Source organism: Methylomonas montana, from assembly GCF_030490285.1.
GTDB lineage: Bacteria > Pseudomonadota > Gammaproteobacteria > Methylococcales > Methylomonadaceae > Methylomonas > Methylomonas montana.
Window position 1 is genome coordinate 4,329,769 of the sequence record NZ_CP129884.1, and the last position, 17,089, is coordinate 4,346,857.

At 54.4% G+C, this 17,089-nt stretch carries 20 protein-coding genes; 19 read left to right on the forward strand and 1 reads right to left on the reverse strand.

Features of this window, described 5'->3' with window-relative positions; translation table 11 throughout:
* Positions 1 to 695 precede the first annotated feature (695 nt).
* From QZJ86_RS20000 to QZJ86_RS20010, 3 genes are all read left to right on the forward strand, one after another.
* A complete protein-coding gene (locus QZJ86_RS20000) occupies positions 696 to 923 on the forward strand; it encodes a ribbon-helix-helix domain-containing protein (protein WP_301672278.1) in 228 nt (75 codons plus the stop codon).
* Positions 924 to 929: 6 nt separating this feature from the next.
* Positions 930 to 2,006, forward strand: a complete 1,077-nt coding sequence (locus QZJ86_RS20005; RefSeq protein WP_301672279.1) for an alkene reductase — start codon at positions 930 to 932, stop codon at positions 2,004 to 2,006.
* A 276-nt stretch (positions 2,007 to 2,282) separates the two neighbouring features.
* Entirely contained in the window at positions 2,283 to 2,648 is a 366-nt protein-coding gene (locus QZJ86_RS20010) for a Rieske (2Fe-2S) protein (RefSeq protein ID WP_301672280.1), read from the forward strand.
* Positions 2,649 to 2,749: 101 nt separating this feature from the next.
* Here QZJ86_RS20010 and QZJ86_RS20015 read toward each other — a convergent pair whose 3' ends face one another.
* A complete protein-coding gene (locus QZJ86_RS20015; protein ID WP_301672281.1) occupies positions 2,750 to 3,040 on the reverse strand; it encodes a hypothetical protein in 291 nt (96 codons plus the stop codon).
* 389 nt (positions 3,041 to 3,429) lie between these two features.
* On the opposite strand from QZJ86_RS20015, the gene QZJ86_RS20020 reads away from it, so the two are divergent.
* The 16 genes from QZJ86_RS20020 (at position 3,430) to QZJ86_RS20095 (ending at position 17,087) form a co-directional block, all read left to right on the forward strand.
* On the forward strand, positions 3,430 to 3,993 hold the full coding sequence (locus QZJ86_RS20020) for a protoglobin domain-containing protein (RefSeq protein ID WP_301672282.1): 564 nt from the start codon (positions 3,430 to 3,432) through the stop codon (positions 3,991 to 3,993).
* 10 nt (positions 3,994 to 4,003) lie between these two features.
* Positions 4,004 to 4,366, forward strand: a complete 363-nt coding sequence (locus QZJ86_RS20025; protein WP_301672283.1) for a roadblock/LC7 domain-containing protein — start codon at positions 4,004 to 4,006, stop codon at positions 4,364 to 4,366.
* Between the two features lie 477 nt (positions 4,367 to 4,843).
* Positions 4,844 to 5,893, forward strand: a complete 1,050-nt coding sequence (locus QZJ86_RS20030) for an NAD(P)-dependent alcohol dehydrogenase (protein WP_301672284.1) — start codon at positions 4,844 to 4,846, stop codon at positions 5,891 to 5,893.
* Positions 5,894 to 6,223: 330 nt separating this feature from the next.
* The gene (locus QZJ86_RS20035) at positions 6,224 to 7,330 is read left to right on the forward strand and encodes an inorganic phosphate transporter (RefSeq protein ID WP_301672285.1); all 1,107 of its coding nucleotides are present in this window, start codon (positions 6,224 to 6,226) and stop codon (positions 7,328 to 7,330) included.
* Between the two features lie 24 nt (positions 7,331 to 7,354).
* The gene (locus QZJ86_RS20040; RefSeq protein ID WP_301672286.1) at positions 7,355 to 8,398 is read left to right on the forward strand and encodes a methyltransferase domain-containing protein; all 1,044 of its coding nucleotides are present in this window, start codon (positions 7,355 to 7,357) and stop codon (positions 8,396 to 8,398) included.
* A gap of 29 nt (positions 8,399 to 8,427) precedes the next feature.
* Entirely contained in the window at positions 8,428 to 8,997 is a 570-nt protein-coding gene (locus QZJ86_RS20045; RefSeq protein ID WP_301935358.1) for a sigma-70 family RNA polymerase sigma factor, read from the forward strand.
* An 11-nt stretch (positions 8,998 to 9,008) separates the two neighbouring features.
* Positions 9,009 to 9,209: a zf-HC2 domain-containing protein gene (locus QZJ86_RS20050; RefSeq protein ID WP_301935359.1), complete on the forward strand. Its 201-nt coding sequence runs from the start codon at positions 9,009 to 9,011 to the stop codon at positions 9,207 to 9,209.
* Between the two features lie 80 nt (positions 9,210 to 9,289).
* Positions 9,290 to 9,916: a glutathione S-transferase family protein gene (locus QZJ86_RS20055; protein WP_301935360.1), complete on the forward strand. Its 627-nt coding sequence runs from the start codon at positions 9,290 to 9,292 to the stop codon at positions 9,914 to 9,916.
* 112 nt (positions 9,917 to 10,028) lie between these two features.
* Complete coding sequence (gene murI, locus QZJ86_RS20060; protein ID WP_301935361.1) at positions 10,029 to 10,859, forward strand: glutamate racemase; 831 nt, start codon at positions 10,029 to 10,031, stop codon at positions 10,857 to 10,859.
* 69 nt (positions 10,860 to 10,928) lie between these two features.
* A complete protein-coding gene (locus QZJ86_RS20065) occupies positions 10,929 to 11,564 on the forward strand; it encodes an FMN-binding negative transcriptional regulator (protein WP_301935362.1) in 636 nt (211 codons plus the stop codon).
* Positions 11,565 to 11,755: 191 nt separating this feature from the next.
* On the forward strand, positions 11,756 to 13,186 hold the full coding sequence (locus QZJ86_RS20070) for a dihydrolipoyl dehydrogenase family protein (protein WP_301935363.1): 1,431 nt from the start codon (positions 11,756 to 11,758) through the stop codon (positions 13,184 to 13,186).
* A 100-nt stretch (positions 13,187 to 13,286) separates the two neighbouring features.
* Positions 13,287 to 13,970 (forward strand): TVP38/TMEM64 family protein, encoded by a 684-nt coding sequence (locus QZJ86_RS20075; RefSeq protein WP_301935364.1) that lies wholly within the window; start codon positions 13,287 to 13,289, stop codon positions 13,968 to 13,970.
* Positions 13,971 to 13,997: 27 nt separating this feature from the next.
* The gene (locus QZJ86_RS20080; protein WP_301935365.1) at positions 13,998 to 14,639 is read left to right on the forward strand and encodes a DUF3047 domain-containing protein; all 642 of its coding nucleotides are present in this window, start codon (positions 13,998 to 14,000) and stop codon (positions 14,637 to 14,639) included.
* 2 nt (positions 14,640 to 14,641) lie between these two features.
* Entirely contained in the window at positions 14,642 to 15,616 is a 975-nt protein-coding gene (gene arsS / locus QZJ86_RS20085; protein ID WP_301935366.1) for an arsenosugar biosynthesis radical SAM (seleno)protein ArsS, read from the forward strand.
* Entirely contained in the window at positions 15,613 to 16,296 is a 684-nt protein-coding gene (locus tag QZJ86_RS20090; RefSeq protein ID WP_301935367.1) for a TIGR04283 family arsenosugar biosynthesis glycosyltransferase, read from the forward strand. The genes arsS and QZJ86_RS20090 overlap by 4 nt, the downstream gene beginning before the upstream one ends.
* Complete coding sequence (locus QZJ86_RS20095) at positions 16,293 to 17,087, forward strand: sterol desaturase family protein (RefSeq protein WP_320415832.1); 795 nt, start codon at positions 16,293 to 16,295, stop codon at positions 17,085 to 17,087. Before QZJ86_RS20090 ends, QZJ86_RS20095 begins: the two co-directional genes overlap by 4 nt.
* Positions 17,088 to 17,089: the final 2 nt, after the last annotated feature.

The window sequence follows — 17,089 nt, forward strand, 5'->3', positions numbered from 1 at the left end:
AAACTTCAAACCTGATCTGACAGGCAGTAGCTTTGTCTGGAAGTTAAGGTCGCCACAAAAATGGCTTGTATGACGGCTATTACTTGCATTATCGGGTCAGAACAACTCAATCAGGCCATTAAGCACTTGCAGCCTCTATCGGCGTGCACATCACCATCGTCAATCAAGCATCCGTGCAGTAACGGATCGAAAAAACCTTTTTGCGGCGTGCCTAAGCGGCTTTGTTGAACAACAGGACAACGTTGCCGGTATCCGATTTCGGCCACTCTCGAAAGTCGAAGGGTAGCTCAAGTAACGGCCCCGTGATGCAAGACTTTAACGACCCGTCGGTCGCAATGTAGATTTGTTTTGACGACTTGGGCTTTTGATTAGCAGGTATGGTGGGTGTAGTGTCCATTACGATCATCTTCAAGGGCTTAGGGAGCCTGCACTCTATTTCGGGTTTCTTACTGGCGCCTTAAGAAAACTGGAAAGCCATTAGCAATTTGGCTTTCAAGGCTGCCGGCTTTTACATCCGTACCGTTTATTACCACGCCCTTGGCTTGCGGTATCAATGACTTGCTATGTTACAGAATACTATTGTGTTACTTAAAGTCCTAAAAATTGTGATGCTGCAATTCAAAAGCATTGTGCGTATAAACACATAAGCTCATATAATCAGTTCATCGCTCTAAACTAAACATAAGGTGCTTACAATGAACAGCGTCCGATGGTCAGTTGTCGTACCTGAATCTACTGATGTTGCGCTAAGAACCTATCTTGCTGGAACAGGGATGAAAAAAGGGGATATTTCCAACTTTGTTGATGAAGCAGTTCAGTTGCATTTAGCAGACCTAGTGACGGAAAAGGTGAAAATTCGCAACAAACAATTTGATCAGAACGAGATTCTCTCTTCTATCGACGAAGCTCTTGCTGCTCACTGAGAATGTATGAGCAGTTTGTTTAGCCCTATCAAAGTGGGCGACATAATATTACCTAACCGGATTGTGATGGCGCCTTTGACGCGTTGCCGCGCCAGCACCGGACGAGTGCCTAATGCCCTTATGGCCGAATACTACGCGCAAAGAGCGGATGCCGGGCTGATTTTAAGCGAGGCCACCAGTGTTACCCCGCAAGGTGTGGGCTACCCCGATACGCCGGGTATTTGGTCGGATGCGCAAATCGAAGGCTGGACCAAAGTGACTCGCGCTGTTCACGCCGCCGGCGGGCGAATTTTTCTACAGCTTTGGCATGTTGGGCGAGTGTCTCACCCAGATTACCTTAACGGCAAACTACCCGTTGCCCCCAGTGCTATCGCGCCATTGGGACATGTCAGTCTGCTGCGCCCCTTGCGGGACTATGTAACGCCAAGAGCATTAAAGATTGCTGAAATTTCCGGCATCATTGAGCGTTACCGTAATGGGGCGGAAAACGCCAAGCGAGCAGGTTTTGACGGCGTGGAGATTCACGGCGCCAATGGTTACCTACTTGACCAGTTTTTGCAGGATAGCACTAATAAAAGAAATGACTCTTATGGCGGTTCGGTAGAAAATCGCGCCCGCTTGTTGCTTGAAGTCACCGATGCAGCCATTTCGGTATGGGGCAAGGGGCGAGTCGGCGTTCATCTCGCTCCCAGGGGAGACGCACATACCATGGGCGACTCCGACCCCTTGAACACTTTTGGCTATGTGGCAGAACAACTAGGCCAGCGTGGCATTGCCTTTATTTTCACCCGCGAATCGCTTGGGGAAAACCGCATCAGTCCGGCCTTGAAAAAACGTTTCGGTGGCGTGCTGATTGCCAACGAAGGATTCAATCGGGAAACAGCCCAACAGGTACTCACAGCCGGCGAAGCGGATGCTGTTTCGTTTGGTAAAGACTATATATCTAATCCTGATTTAGTCCGACGTTTGCAACTCAATTTGGCATTGAACCCCTATCATACAGACACTTTCTATGGTGCTGGGTCACAGCCGGCTAAGACGGGATACACGGATTACCCCAATTTGGCGGCAGAGGCTGGTTAGTGTTGGATTGTCGCGCAACCGATGGCGGTTAAGATAACGAGCAACATATCATCCCCTTCATGATCCCTTCCGGTATCGCGCGGTGGCGCATTGCCTCGTCGCCAATTAGGATGGCCACCACTTCCCTGCCATCGCCGATGACCGTCAGAATGGCGTAGGGAGTTTAGCCTGACTCGCCGAGCACCAAAGTACCCGTCTCGGCAAATCAGTTTTTATTGAGTACCAAGCTTTTTATGGTGCGCCATTTGCTTGCTGGGCTGATGGAGGATAATCGTCATGACTGTGAAGCAACATTTTCCCATTTGTCCAACCGCACAAATCGCCGAATTGGGTAAGTTTTCGTTTAACGTCCAATATCGAGGCGAGACGCGACAGGCAATCCTGGTGCGCTTTAAAGGGACGATTTATGGTTATTTGAACCAATGCGCGCACATGCCCAAGGCTTTGGATTGTGAGGATGGCAACATATTCGACGAATCGGGGCGCTATTTGCAATGTTCCATGCACAGCATTTGCTACGACCCGGCTAGCGGGGAATCCATCAGCGAAATCTGCGCGGGGAAAAAGCTAACGGCTTTGAAAATCAAGGAGGACCAGGATTGGGTATATTTGACGGATAAAAGAGCCATCCTCAATACCTGATCCAAGTTTTGAAAGCGAAATCGTCTACCAACGAACCAAGAAAGGCCGGAGCTTTGGGAGCAGTATTGAGGCAATTCAGAGACAAAGCTCTGCTCCCTGATTCAGTCGGACTGCGCCGAATTATCCGGCCTTGCCCGCTTCTCAAGTTTCGTATTTTTCCGCCTGGCAAAAAAATACGAAATACCGGAAATCACGCCGCTTACGGTGGCCAATTTATCGAGGACCGGGGCGACTGTCACAATGAGAGGCTCATCTACCAAGCCCAACCATACACCAAAAGCCGTTAACCCCGTCGGCGTGGCGACCGATGCAGCGGCAGCTGATATACCAGCGACGATACCGGTCGCCATGGCGATGTGTTCCATTCGAGAGGCAATGACTTCGTGATTCATTAGGCTTACAAAGAGGCTATAAATTTAAAAACGAGCATAACAGAGTCTATCGTGCAATGAGCTGTTACCTCATTAATCGTTTCCCGGATTCTAGCAATTTCAAAGCGGCGAACAATCAGGCGAATGATGCGCTTGTCCAGTGCGCAGATCAGGCAATATTCGGCGCAAAGCCAGTAACGATCTCGTTTTGTGGCCCCGAACAAGGTAAATATTCTACATTGCGAAGCAATTCTCAGAACCCATAAATAAGCAATGACGAAAAATACCGACTAAAAGACTTGGTATATGCTTGTGGCGCTGGCTTACGTTAGCAAGACCATGTGGCCGGGGCAAAAACAATAAACTCATAGCCGGCCACATTAACTTCACGTTCATGAGGGGAGTGTGTAATGTCGCAGGATTTTGAGAAGCTTACCGTATATGGTAAATCGTTTAGTGGTTTGACGGCTGACAAGGAAGCCTTGTTAGTCGAGATAGGGCCGCAAATCAAACCGCATTTGGGAGCCGTTACCGACGAGTTCTATCAACAGCTGCTCAACATATCGGAAGCGTCCACGTTTCTGGCAGGCCGGGTTGAGAGTTTGAAAAAAACCCATGGCCTATGGATGGAAGGTCTATTTACAGGTCCATTCGATAAAAATTTCACCGCGCAGATGTTCAAGGTCGGTGATGTGCACGTCAAAGTTAAGTTGCCTGTCGAATTCATGGCTGGGGCAATGACCTTAATCAATAATCGGCTGTTCAGCCTGATCGTCGACACCTTCGGCGATGACAAACAACGTTGCGGGCAAATCATTGCCGCCGTTAATGCGGTAACCGGATTTTCCTTATTGGTCATGCAGCAATCCTATCAAGCCTCCAGCTTGGCGGAAGAGCTGGAAAAGTTTTTGAAGATTTCCGGCATGAGTCGCACATTGTTCACCAATCTGGCCTTGGCCTACAGAGACAAATAAGGAGTTCACCATGCGTTCAGATTTACTAGTGTCTATTTTGACGGAATTAAATGGCTCATCGGCCGATATTGAAGCCAGTGGCGTAATATCCACCGATGGCTTGATGATGGCTTCGGTATTGCCGGCTTCAATGGATGAAGACAGAGTGGGAGCGATGAGCGCCGCGATGTTATCCTTGGGCGACCGTACCGCGCAGGAACTGGCAAGAGGCGAGTTGGAGCAGGTGCTGATTAAAGGCGCCTCTGGTTATGTGCTAATGACGTATGCCGGTACGGAAGGGGTACTCACCGTTCTGACCAAGGCTTCCGCCAAGTTGGGACTGATCTTTCTTGATGTAAAAAGAGCGGCCGGACGTATTTCCGAAATGCTGTAGCCCAGGCCGGGGCAGGGCCAACCAGATATTTCCGAAAACTCTAGGCCTTTCATCGCAGCGATAAAAGACCGTGCCACCCGATACCGCCACCGGCAACTATATACAGCGTCGGGCGGGTACCGGTGCGCATCGGTTTAATAAAGCAGTCGAATTGTGGTAAAAATGAAGCACCGATTCACTTCCCCCTTTGTAAAAGTACCCGCAGGGCATAAAGAGGATTGAAGGGAATTTGTTTAAATAAATCCCTCTACCCCCTCTTTATTAGAGAGGCTGTCGTAAAAGTCAAATGTAGGTTGGGCAGAGCGAAGCCCAACAAAATCAAAATGTTGGGCTTCATTGTATTCAGCCCAACTTACCTTTTACGACAGTATCTTAAAGCGAGGGGCCGCGCATGAAGTCGCCTCGACGGTCATGCGCGGCTGCGAGTAGCCGGCAAGCCCTTCATATTTAACATCATTCACGCCAGGAGAACCCGAGATGCTGAAAAGCTACGGCTATGCCGCTTACAACCCCCAAACGCCGTTGCGCACCTTTCATTTCGAACGCCGCGAGCCGGGCCCGACCGATGTGCGCATCGAGATTCTGTATTGCGGCGTCTGCCACAGTGATTTGCACCAGGCCCGTAACGAATGGAACGGCAGCACCTTTCCGATCGTGCCGGGCCACGAAATCGTCGGCAAGGTCATCGAGGTCGGCTCGCAAGTCGCCAGTTTCAAGATCGGCGATCTGGCCGGCGTGGGTTGCATGGTCGATTCCTGCGGCGAATGCCCTGATTGCCAAGACCATCAGGAACAATTTTGCGCCGATACGGTATTCACCTATAACAGCCCGGACAAACATACCGGCAAAATAACCTATGGCGGTTATTCCAACCAAATCGTCGTCGACCAAGGCTTTGTATTGCATGTTTCCGACAACTTGAATCTGGCGGCGGTCGCGCCGTTACTGTGTGCCGGCATCACCACCTATTCGCCGCTACGGCATTGGCGAGTAGGCAAGGGTGACAAAGTCGGCATCGTCGGCTTGGGTGGTTTGGGCCATATGGGCGTCAAGTTTGCGCATGCTTTTGGCGCCGAAGTGGTGCTGTTCACCACCTCGCCGGGCAAGGAAGCCGATGCCCGACGGCTGGGGGCGGATGACGTGGTAATTTCCAAAAACGCCGAGGCGATGGCTAAACATTTGCAAAGCTTCGACTTCATCCTGAATACCGTCGCCGCGCCGCACGATTTGGATCAGTATTTGAGCTTGCTGAAGCGCGATGGCACGATGTGTCTGGTCGGCGTGCCGTCCGAGCCGCATCCGTCGCCCAATGTCGGCAACCTGATCTTCCGGCGCCGGACATTGGCCGGCTCCTTGATCGGCGGCATCCGCGAAACCCAGGAAATGCTGGATTTCTGCGCCGAACACAATATCGTCTCCGACATCGAATTGATCGCGATGCCAGCGATCAACGACGCTTACGAACGGATGCTGAAAAGCGATGTGAAATATCGATTCGTGATCGATATGGCAACGCTACAGGCGTAACCAACAGCCGCCAGCATCGCCATAACCAGCTGATTGGGACTGAAACTGGCAGCAACGCCGGGCTATGCTGCCTGACCTGGCGCTATGCCAAGCGATAAATCCGGGTGCGGGTACGGCGGACCGGAAGCCTAGGCGCCTACCGAGCGGGCCGGAACAACTGGTTTAACCGCTATTTTCCGTCAGACTGCCCTGGTCGAATCAGCAAGCAAGAACCGCGACCGGTTTTCATTCTCTTCTCCGGCATTAAATGATAAAACTATCAAATGTTCTGTAAGGATTACGGGCGTCGTTCGACTCATCAAGCAAATAATGTTGCAAAGGAGGTCATCGATGATGCTGGTTCTACTATTGAGCGCCGTTTGCTTCCTGGCTTATGCCAACGGCGCCAACGACAATTTCAAGGGCGTGGCGTCGCTGTTCGGTAGCGGCGCGGCGACCTATCGAACCGCTTTAGCCTGGGCCACGCTGACGACTTTGGCCGGCTCGATCTGCGCGCTGTTTCTGGCGCAGACATTGTTAATCAAATTTTCCGGAAAAGGGCTGGCGCCCGATGCGCTGATTCAAGCACCGCCGTTCATGTTGGCCGTGGCCGGCGGCGCTGGTAGCACGGTGATTTTGGCGACCCGGCTGGGTTTTCCGGTGTCCACCACACACGCCTTGTTGGGCGCCATGTTGGGTGGCAGTTTACTGGCAACCGGCGGCGACATCAGTTTCGCGCCCTTGCTGAAACAGTTTGTACTGCCCTTGTTGCTAAGTCCGGTACTGGCCCTGTTGCTGGCCGCCTTGCTGTTTCGCGGCTTGATGGCATCGCGGTCCGGCACGGCCGGCGATGATGCTATTTGCCTGTGCCTTGAACCCGTCAATGAGCCGGTATCGCATGCTGCCGCTAGCGCCGTAGCGCTAAATACGCCGGCCTTCCTGGTCGGCAGACAGAATGACTGTCGGCAAAGCAATGCCGTGCCGCTCATCGGCATCGATACCCGCGGGCTGATCGATACCTTGCATTTTTGCGGCGCCGGCGCGGTCTGTTTTGCCCGAGGCTTGAACGATACGCCTAAAATTGCCGCTTTGTTGTTACTGGCGCCCGGCTTCCATGCGCCGACAATTATCGGCGTTGTGGCGGTGGCGATGATGTTGGGCGGTTTATTGCATGCCCGGCGGGTAGCGGAAACCATGAGCCATAAAATTACTCGTATCAGTCACGACCAAGGCCTGTCGGCCAATCTGACCACCGCCGCGCTGGTGCTTTTTGCCAGCAATCTGGGTCTACCGGTATCGACCACTCATGTTTCGGTCGGCGCCTTGTTCGGCATCGGTTTGGCCGGTGGTCAGGCCAATGGCGGAACGATCGTGTCGATTCTGTGGTCGTGGCTATTGACGCTGCCCTGCGCGGCGCTATGCGCAGCCCTTATCTATTCCGCTACCAGCGGGTTTTAATATTTTCAGTTGACAGAGGATTTCATGGACACCAGTATCGAGATCAGCGAATCGGTTCGTCATTATTACGGCCAAGTGCTGCAATCCAGCAACGATCTGAAAACCAGCGCCTGTTGCACGATCGACGCGATGCCCGGTTATTTGAAAGCATTATTAGCCGGCTTGCATCCGGAAGTATTGGAACGCTTTTACGGCTGCGGTTCGCCGCTGCCGCCAGCCTTGCCTGGCAAAACCGTGCTGGACCTGGGCTGCGGCAGCGGCCGCGATTGCTATTTGCTATCGAAACTGGTCGGCCCGCAGGGGCGAGTGATAGGCGTGGATATGACGCCCGAGCAACTGGAAGTGGCGGTGCGACACCGCGCTTGGCACGCCGATCGATTCGGTTACTCCAATGTCGAATTTCTGCACGGCCATATCGAAAATCTGGCGGCCGTCGGCATCGCCGACAACAGCATCGATGTGGTGGTCTCCAACTGCGTGATCAATCTGTCGCCGGAAAAACCCAAGGTGCTGGCGGAAATCTTCCGGGTTTTGAAACCCGGCGGCGAGTTGTATTTTTCAGATGTGTTCGCCGACCGGCGGATTCCGGCCGAATTGCGCCAGGACCCTGTGTTGCTGGGCGAGTGTCTGGGCGGGGCCTTATATTGGGAAGACTTTAGAAGGATTTTGCAGAACCTGGGTTGCCCAGACGTGCGGGTTGTGAAACAAAACGCCATCAGCCTGGATGACCCGGAAGTGGCGGCCAAGATCGGCATGGTCAATTTCAAATCGGTGACGGTGCGCGCCTTCAAACTGGAGCTGGAAGACCGCTGCGAGGATTATGGCCAGGTGGCTTGCTATCTGGGCAGCATCGCCGAACATCCGCATGCCTTCGATCTGGACGACCATCATCATTTCGAAACCGGCCGGCCGCTGCGGGTGTGCGGCAATACCGCCGACATGCTGGCCGCCACCCGCTATGCCGAGCACTTTCAAGTATTGGGCGATCAATCCCGGCATTTCGGCTTGTTCGATTGTGCACCGGCGCCGCGCGGCGAAGCGGTGGCTGCCGAGGGTGCCTGCTGTTGAATTCGGTGGCGCACAGCACTGGCGACCGTTTGCGTGAACAAACCCTGGCCGCGCAACGACCGATACTGTTTCGCTATGCACTATTGCAATTACGCGACAGCACATTGGCCGACGACGCCGTGCAAGATACACTGCTGGCAGCCTTGCAATCACCATCGAATTTCAAAGGCAATTCCGGCTTGCGAACCTGGTTGATCGGTATTCTTAAGCATAAAATCGCCGATCACTGGCGACGACAGGGCCGGGAAACCACTATTTCCGCATTCGAGCCGGTGGATAGCCATGATGACGATGCAGATTTGGACATCGACGCGTTTTTTATCGGCGACGGTCACTGGAACGGCGGCCCAAAGGTCTGGTCCGACCCGGAAGCGGCGTTAAAGCAGCAGGAGTTCTGGGCAGTCTACGAGCTTTGCCATAACAATCTGCCGCCGAAACTGGCCAAAATCTTCATGTTGCGGGAGTTGGTTGGGCTGGCAGCCGAGGAAGTCTGTCAGGAAACCGGAATCAGCGAAGCCAATTACTGGGTTTGTATGCATCGGGCCCGATTGAGATTGCGCGAATGTCTGGAATTGCGTTGGTTCAATCATGCCAAATAAGGATAAACAACATGCGTAGTTGTCGAGAAATTACCGCCTTGGTGTCCCAGGCACTGGACAAACCATTGAGATTGACCGAACGTTTGGCGGTTGCTGTGCATCTGCTGATGTGTTCCCGCTGCCGCAACTTCCAATCCCAAACCCGGTTCATCCGCAAGGCCGCCCGCCGATATGTTGACGACTTGCCAACCCGGTTGGACAAAAAATCGTAAATTTTGGGAATCGGTGAGCAAACGAAAAGATCCGCCTATCTCCGATTAGCGCAATTCATTCAGCCAAGGAGAGTCACACAATGAGCTATTTGGTGTTTTATACCAATCCACAATCACGAGGGCGTATCGCCCACTGGATGCTGGAAGAGATCGGCGAACCGTATGAAACAGTTTGGCTGGAATTCGGACCCGCCATGAAAAGCGCCGAATATCTGGCCGTAAACCCGATGGGCAAGGTGCCGGCCCTGAAACACGGCGATGCTTTGGTCACGGAAACTGCCGCCATCTGTGCTTATCTGGCTGATCGTTTTCCGAAGGCAAACCTGATGCCTACGGCCAACCATCCAGCACGTGCCGACTATTTTCGCTGGCTGTTTTTCGCGGCGGGCCCGCTGGAACTGGCCGTTACCGCCAAGGCGCTGAGTTGGCAGGTGCCCGAGGGCAAGAGCGGTTTCGTCGGCTTTGGCAGTTACGACGCAACCATCGCCGCGGTCGAAAAAGCGCTGGTGCCCGGACCTTATATTTGCGGCGCGCAATTTACCGCAGCTGACGTGTATGTGGGTTCGCAGCTGGGCTGGGGCATGATGTTTGGCACCATCGAAAAACGTCCGCTGTTTGAAGACTATGTGGGGCGAGTTTACGCGCGGCCGGCAGCCCAGGAAGCCAGTCGCCTTAACGAAAATTATTTGCGTAGTCGCCAGCCCTGATCTGCCAGCCTTGTATCGAATGATAAGCGGCGATAGTGATATAGTGCAGCGCAATATAGCCATTCGCGAATTAATCACTAATCGCTCCGAACATTCACAGACTGCAAAAACCATGAAAAGCCTTCGCAACGACGCCCCGATTGGCGTATTTGACTCAGGTGTAGGAGGATTATCCGTTCTGCGCGCAATCCGCGACGAACTCCCCGCGGAAAGCTTGCTGTACGTGGCCGATTCCGGCTATGCGCCCTACGGCGACAGGGATGCGGGTTTTATCGCGGATCGGGCGACCAAGATTACCGAGCTTCTGCTCGAATATGGCGTTAAGACAGTGGTGGTCGCCTGCAACACGGCCACCGTGGTGGCTATCGAAAAACTTCGCTCATGGTGTCCGGTACCCGTGGTTGCCATGGAGCCGGCCATTAAACCGGCGGCACAACGCACCAGGTCCGGCGTGGTCGGCGTACTGGCCACCAGCCAGACACTGGCAAGCCCAAGCGTCGCCAGGCTCTGCGCAGCCCACGGTAAAAACATTGAAATTCTGTTACAGCCCTGCCCAGGATTGGTGGAGCAGGTCGAAAAAGCTGAATTGACCAGCGATACCAGCCGCGCCCTTCTGATCCGCTATATCTCGCCGCTGCTGGAAGCCGGAGCCGACACACTGGTGCTCGGCTGTACTCATTATCCATTTCTTAACAAACTCATTCGGGAGATCGCCGGCCCGGACGTTGCCATCGTCGACCCCGCCACCGCAGTGGCGAAGGAAGTGGCGCGGCGTCTTGGAGACCAGCGCGTATCCTCGCTTCGCAGCAGCCCGGCGGCGGCCAGATTTATCTCAAGTGCAGCGGCCGATGACGCGAGCGCCATCATATCGGCGTTGTGGGGCAACAGCGTGATCGTGCATGGCATCGAGCAGCATCGCTCGAACCAGGTCACCGCGCGCTAACCCACCATGATTCGCCTGTAGAGCAAAGCACGAAGGACCCGGATACTATTCGCCAGCCAAGATATGAGCATGTACGTCCCCAAACAATTCGAGGAACCGAGCGTTGAGACGATGCACGAACTGATCCGTGCGCAGCCCTTGTCCACATTGGTCACATTATCCTCGGACGGCTTGAACGCCAATCACATTCCGCTGCATTTATCCGAGTCGCCAGGGCCGTTTGGTACGCTGCGCGGCCATGTCGCCCGCGCTAATCCGGTGTTGGCTGACTTTACCGGTACGACCGAGACTCTGGCCATTTTCCATGGCCCCAATGCCTACATTAGCCCTTCTTGGTATGCGACCAAAAAACAAACCGGAAAAGTCGTGCCGACCTGGAACTACAGCGTGGTGCACGCCTATGGTTGCGTACGTGTCGTGGACGACACGCTCTGGTTGCGCGCGCAACTTGAGATGCTGACCAGGCATAACGAAGCGTCGTTTCCCGAGCCATGGGCGGTGGCCGATGCACCCGCCGAATTCACCGACAGTTTATTAGCGGCTATTGTCGGCGTGGAAATGGTCATCACCCGGCTAACCGGCAAATGGAAGGTGAGCCAGAATCAACCGCCGCAGAATCAGGCCAGCCTGATTGCCGGCTTGCAGGCCAGTGGTTTACAGTCTATGGCCGCCTTGGTGGAGACCGGCGCGAAACAGGCGCACTGATTGCGTTGAGCAATACCGCTAAGCGCTCTATCAAGCTGCTGGCTGGACTCGTGACGAACAGTTTTTGATTTATCAATTTACCCTGCCGATCTGAATCGCTTGGGATTCGGGAACGAACCCAATTCTAAATTGCCTGAAAGGTTTTCCAGGTTATCACGACCAACAGCCATAACCCATCACTGGAGGCGAACGTGACCAGCGCGACAGAATACGATTTATGCATCATCGGCGGTGGCGCGGCCGGCTTGGTGGTAGCCGCCGGCGCGGCGACGCTGGGCGCAAAAGTGGCATTGGTGGAAAAACGGGCGCTGGGTGGCGATTGTCTGTATTACGGCTGTGTGCCAAGCAAAACCTTGATTCACAGCGCCAAGGTGGCGCAAACCATGCGCGATGCCAACCGCTTCGGCATCGCCGCACACACGCCGGCCATCGATTTGTCGCTGGTGATGCAACGGGTGCAAAGTGTGATCGAACAGATCGAGCCTAACGACAGCCCGGAACGCTTTGCCGCATTGGGCGTGGAGGTAATTTTCGGTGCCGGTCAATTTGCCGGTGCCGATGAATTTGTCGTCAATGCTCGAACCTTGCGTGCCAGAAAATTTGTGATCGCCACCGGCACCCGCCCGGCGGTCCCCGCCTTGCCAGGCCTGGAAAATACGCCGTATTTGACCAACGAAACCTTGTTTGCCGTGAACGGGCCGATTCGGCATTTGCTGATTCTGGGCGGCGGGCCTATCGGTTGCGAAATGGCGCAAAGCTTGGCCAGACTCGGTAGTGGGGTGACATTGTTCGATCTGGCGCCCAGATTGCTGCCACGCGAGGACGAAGATGTCAGCGCGGTGATTCATCATCAGTTTAAACAGGACGGCATCGAGCTGCATCTAGGCATTCAAGTCCTGAAACTCGAACACGAGAATGGCGAAACCCGCGTGCTGCTGGAGCATCCCCAACACGGTCGATATTGGCTGAGCGGCAGTCATTTATTGATCGCAGCGGGCCGCAAGCCGAACCTGGAAAACCTGGGGCTGGAACAGGCGGGCGTCGCGCTGGAAAATGGCCGCTTAGTGCTGGATGCCCGGTTGCGCACCAGCAATAAAAACATTTATGCCTGCGGCGATGTCGCCGGCCCTTATTTGTTCACGCATATGGCCGAACACCAAGCCGGCGTGGTTTTGAGAAACGCGCTGTTTCATTGGCCGAGCAAGGTTCAGACCCGCAACATTCCCTGGTGTACTTATACCGATCCGGAACTGGCCCGCGTCGGGCTATCGGAAAGCGAAGCCTTACAGCAAGGCATCAAACATCGGGTCTATCGCTTTCCGTTCGCCGACATCGACCGGGCGGTGACGGCGGGCGAAACCGCCGGCCTGGCCAAGATCGTCACCACACCGCGCGGCAAACTGCTGGGTGCCTGCATCGTCGGCCCGCAAGCCGGAGAATTGATTGCCGAATATGTGTTGGCGATCAGCAAAGGCATGCAGGCCGCCGATTTGAGCAACACCATTCATATTTACCCGACGCTGGCGCAGATTAATCGCCGGGTTGCCGATCAACGGCTCAAAGAGTCGCTGACACCCAAGCGCAAGCAATGGCTTAAATGGATTTTCGGCTTGCGGGGATAAGCGTAGCGGCATCGATTCGGTGGGCGATAATCATCGGGCAGAACGAATGCCCACCGAACACGTCCAAACCGCATTCCCATTCATTCTAAGGAGAACGGACATGCAAAAACAACATCTACTCTGGCTGCTGGCGCTTGCCATAATCGCGTTTTTTTTGTTCGATGGCCACCGGCTATTAAGCTTGGATAATATCCGCGAACACCGGCAAGCGCTCACCGACTTTACCGGCCGGCATTACCTGGCCATGTTACTGGCTTGCGGACTCGTTTACACCCTGTCCACCGCCTTAAGCCTGCCGGGCGGCACGGCGTTATCGCTGTTGCTAGGCTTCCTGTTTGGGCGCTGGATCGGTACGCTATTGATCGTGATTGCCGCGACGCTGGGGGCGACAGCGATATTCTGGTTGGCGCGCTATTTATTCGCGGATTGGGCTAGACAGCGTTTGCAAGGGCACACGCTATCGCAAAAACTGCTGGCTGGTTTTCACGAAGACGCATTCAACTATCTGCTGTTCCTGCGCCTAGTGCCGCTGTTCCCGTTCTGGCTCGTGAATCTGGCGCCGGCATTCACCGCCATATCGCTACGCACCTATGTCGTAACCACCTTCATCGGCATCATGCCGGGCAGTTTCATCTTCGCCAATTTGGGTCAATCGCTGGGCAATATCGACAGGCTGGATCAGCTGTTTTCCTGGCAAGTGCTGCTGGCTTTGAGCTTGCTGGGCGGCTTGTCCTTGATCCCGGTGCTGTCGAAACATTTGCAGCCGCATCGGTTTGGCGATTAAGCCGGCAGTTTTAATGGGAATTTGACAGTGAAATTACTAATAATGCTCGGCTTAGCGTTATGGAGTGGTCAGCTATTGGCTGCAGACACTTTACCGATAGGCGAATTCAGCGCCCATCGTCTGGATGATTGGGAACAGAAAAGTTTTAAAGGCCAAACCCAATACCGCTTACAGAGCGTGGATGGCATCGTCGCGCTAAAAGCCGAAAGCCGGGCGGCCGGTTCCGGGATGTTCAAGGAGCGACGCATCTACCTGCAACAAACCCCGTTTCTGAACTGGTCCTGGCGTATCGATCAGCGTTTGAGCGGGCTGAACGAACAAAGCAAGGCCGGCGACGATTACGCTGCGCGCATTTATGTGGTGGTCAAGAGTAGTTGGGCATTCTGGCAAACCAAGGCCGTGAATTATGTCTGGGCCGGCAACACGGCAAAAGATACGGTATGGCCCAATGCTTTCGCCGGCGATCATGCAATGATGCTGGCGCTGCGCGGTGCGGAGGCACCGTTGCAGGTCTGGCTTCACGAAAAGCGGAATATCAGGGCCGATTTGCAAACCTTGTTTGGCGAAGACATCCGCCACATCGATGCGGTGGCATTGATGACCGATACCGACAACAGCAACGGTCAGGCTTTGGCCTATTATGGCGACATCTGGTTTTCTAAGGATTAAACATGCACGACACCCGTCCGTTTTTGGCCGACAGCGATTTCCCGGCCATCTTCCGCAAGCCGCTGGAAGTTCTGCAAGTCAATCTCGGTTATCTCTGTAACCTCAGTTGCGTGCACTGCCATGTCAATGCGGGGCCGAAGCGCACCGAGTCGATGAGCGCGGCCATTCTGGAGCAGGTCTTGGCTTTTGCCGAAACCGCCAAGATTCAAACCCTGGATTTGACCGGCGGCGCGCCGGAAATGCATCCGCAATTTCGCGCTCTGGTCGCGACAGCGCGCAGTAAGGGCATCAAAGTCATCGATCGTTGTAATCTGACGATTTTGGAAGAACCGGCTTACGCAGGGTTGGCGGAATTTCTAGCCGAACAGCAAGTGGAGATCGTTGCCTCGCTGCCCTGTTATTTACAGGAAAATGTCGATAAACAGCGCGGCAAGGGGGTCTTCCAGGATAGTCTGGCGGCGTTGCAACATTTGAACCGGCTGGGTTACGGCCGACCGGACAGCTCATTGCAGCTGAATCTGGTCTTTAACCCGCAGGATGCGGTATTGCCACCGGATCAAAACAATCTGGAACAGGCTTACAAAAAACATCTAAACCAGAATTACGACATTGTCTTTAACCGTTTGTTTGCCATCGCCAATATGCCAATCCAGCGTTTTGGCAGCACGCTGATCAGCCAGGGCCGATTTGATGCCTATCTGCAACTGCTCCGCAATAGCTTCCGGGTCGAAAACCTCGATGGCTTGATGTGTTTGAATACCATCAGCATCGATTGGCAAGGCTATGTCTACGACTGCGATTTTAATCAGATGCTAGCCATGCCCTTGGCCGCATGGTCATCTGCGCGGCCGCACATCGGCGACTTGAATGGGGCGACATTGGACGGCAAGGCGATTGCCACGGCCGCGCATTGCTACGGCTGTACCGCCGGCCAGGGCAGCAGTTGCGGTGGTGCTCTGGATGCGCATAGCCGATGAAGCCGGCGCTGAGCATTATCATTCCTGTCGTCAACGAGGCCGAACAACTCGCTGGTAAATTGCAAGTCTTACAGCCTTTAAGACCGCATTGCGAACTGTTACTGGTCGATGGCGGCAGCGACGACGATAGTCCATCCATCGCCAACCCCCTAGTGGATAAGGTCTTTCATAGCTCACGCGGCCGGGCCAGACAAATGAACGCCGGCGCAGCCCGGGCCGCGGCCGAGGTATTTTTGTTTCTGCACGCGGACACCCGACTGCCGGACAACGCCATCGAGCTGATATTAAAGGCGATAGACGCGGGCGGCATGTGGGGACGTTTCGATGTGCAATTCGATAGCCCTCAAGCCATTTTTAAATTGATTGCCTTCATGATGAACTGGCGTTCCAGGCTGACCGGCATCGCCACCGGCGATCAGGCCCTATTCATCACGCGCGGCGCCTTCCAGGCGGCAGGCGGTTTTCCGGAAATCGCGCTGATGGAAGATATTGCGATCAGCGCTGCGTTGAAAAAACTGGGTAAACCCTGCTGTCCAAAAGCGAAAGTCACCACCTCGGCACGGCGTTGGCAACAACATGGCGTCCTGAAGACTATCCTGTTGATGTGGGACTTGCGGTTACGCTACTTTTTCGGCGCCGACCCCAACCAGTTGGCGGCCAGTTATTATCGGAGACAATGATGGAAGCAATCGTCCGCTTTGCCGTGTTTCTGGGGATTTTTTTATTGATGGCGGCCTGGGAGCTTTACCGCCCGAAGCGCCGTTTAAGCCTGAGCCGACAACAACGATGGCCGGTCAATCTCGGTCTGGCGGTGCTGAATGTCGGAGTCATGCGCATTAGCATCGGCGCGGCGGCCTGGTTGGCGGCAAATTGGGCCGCCGAGCAACAGCTCGGTTTGTTCCATGCGTTGCCGGTTCCGCAGTGGCTATCAATAGCACTGAGCCTGTTGCTACTGGACCTGGCGATCTATGCCCAACACATCGCCGCGCATCGCTGGCGCTGGTTTTGGCGCTTGCATCAAGTACATCATAGCGATCTGGAATTCGATACCACCACCGCCGTACGCTTTCATCCCTTGGAAATCATGCTGTCGATGTTCTACAAAGTGGCGCTGGTGGTTTTGCTCGGCGCCGAGCCTGTGGCGGTGATTGCTTTCGAGGTTATTTTAAATGGCTGCGCCTTATTCAATCACGGCAATGTCGGGCTGCCGCCTGTGGTCGAGCGTTGGCTGCGCTTTGGACTGGTGACGCCGGACATGCACCGCATTCATCATTCCGCGCTGCGCCAGGAAACCGACAGTAACTACGGCTTCTCGCTATCTTGTTGGGACCGCTTGTTTAAAACCTATTGCCCGCAGGCGCAATCGCCGCAGACCGAGATGACGATAGGTTTATACGAGCTTCGCGACAACGCCGAGCTGGGATTGATGGGCTTGTTGGTATTGCCGTTTCGACGTCTACGCGACCGTTAAGC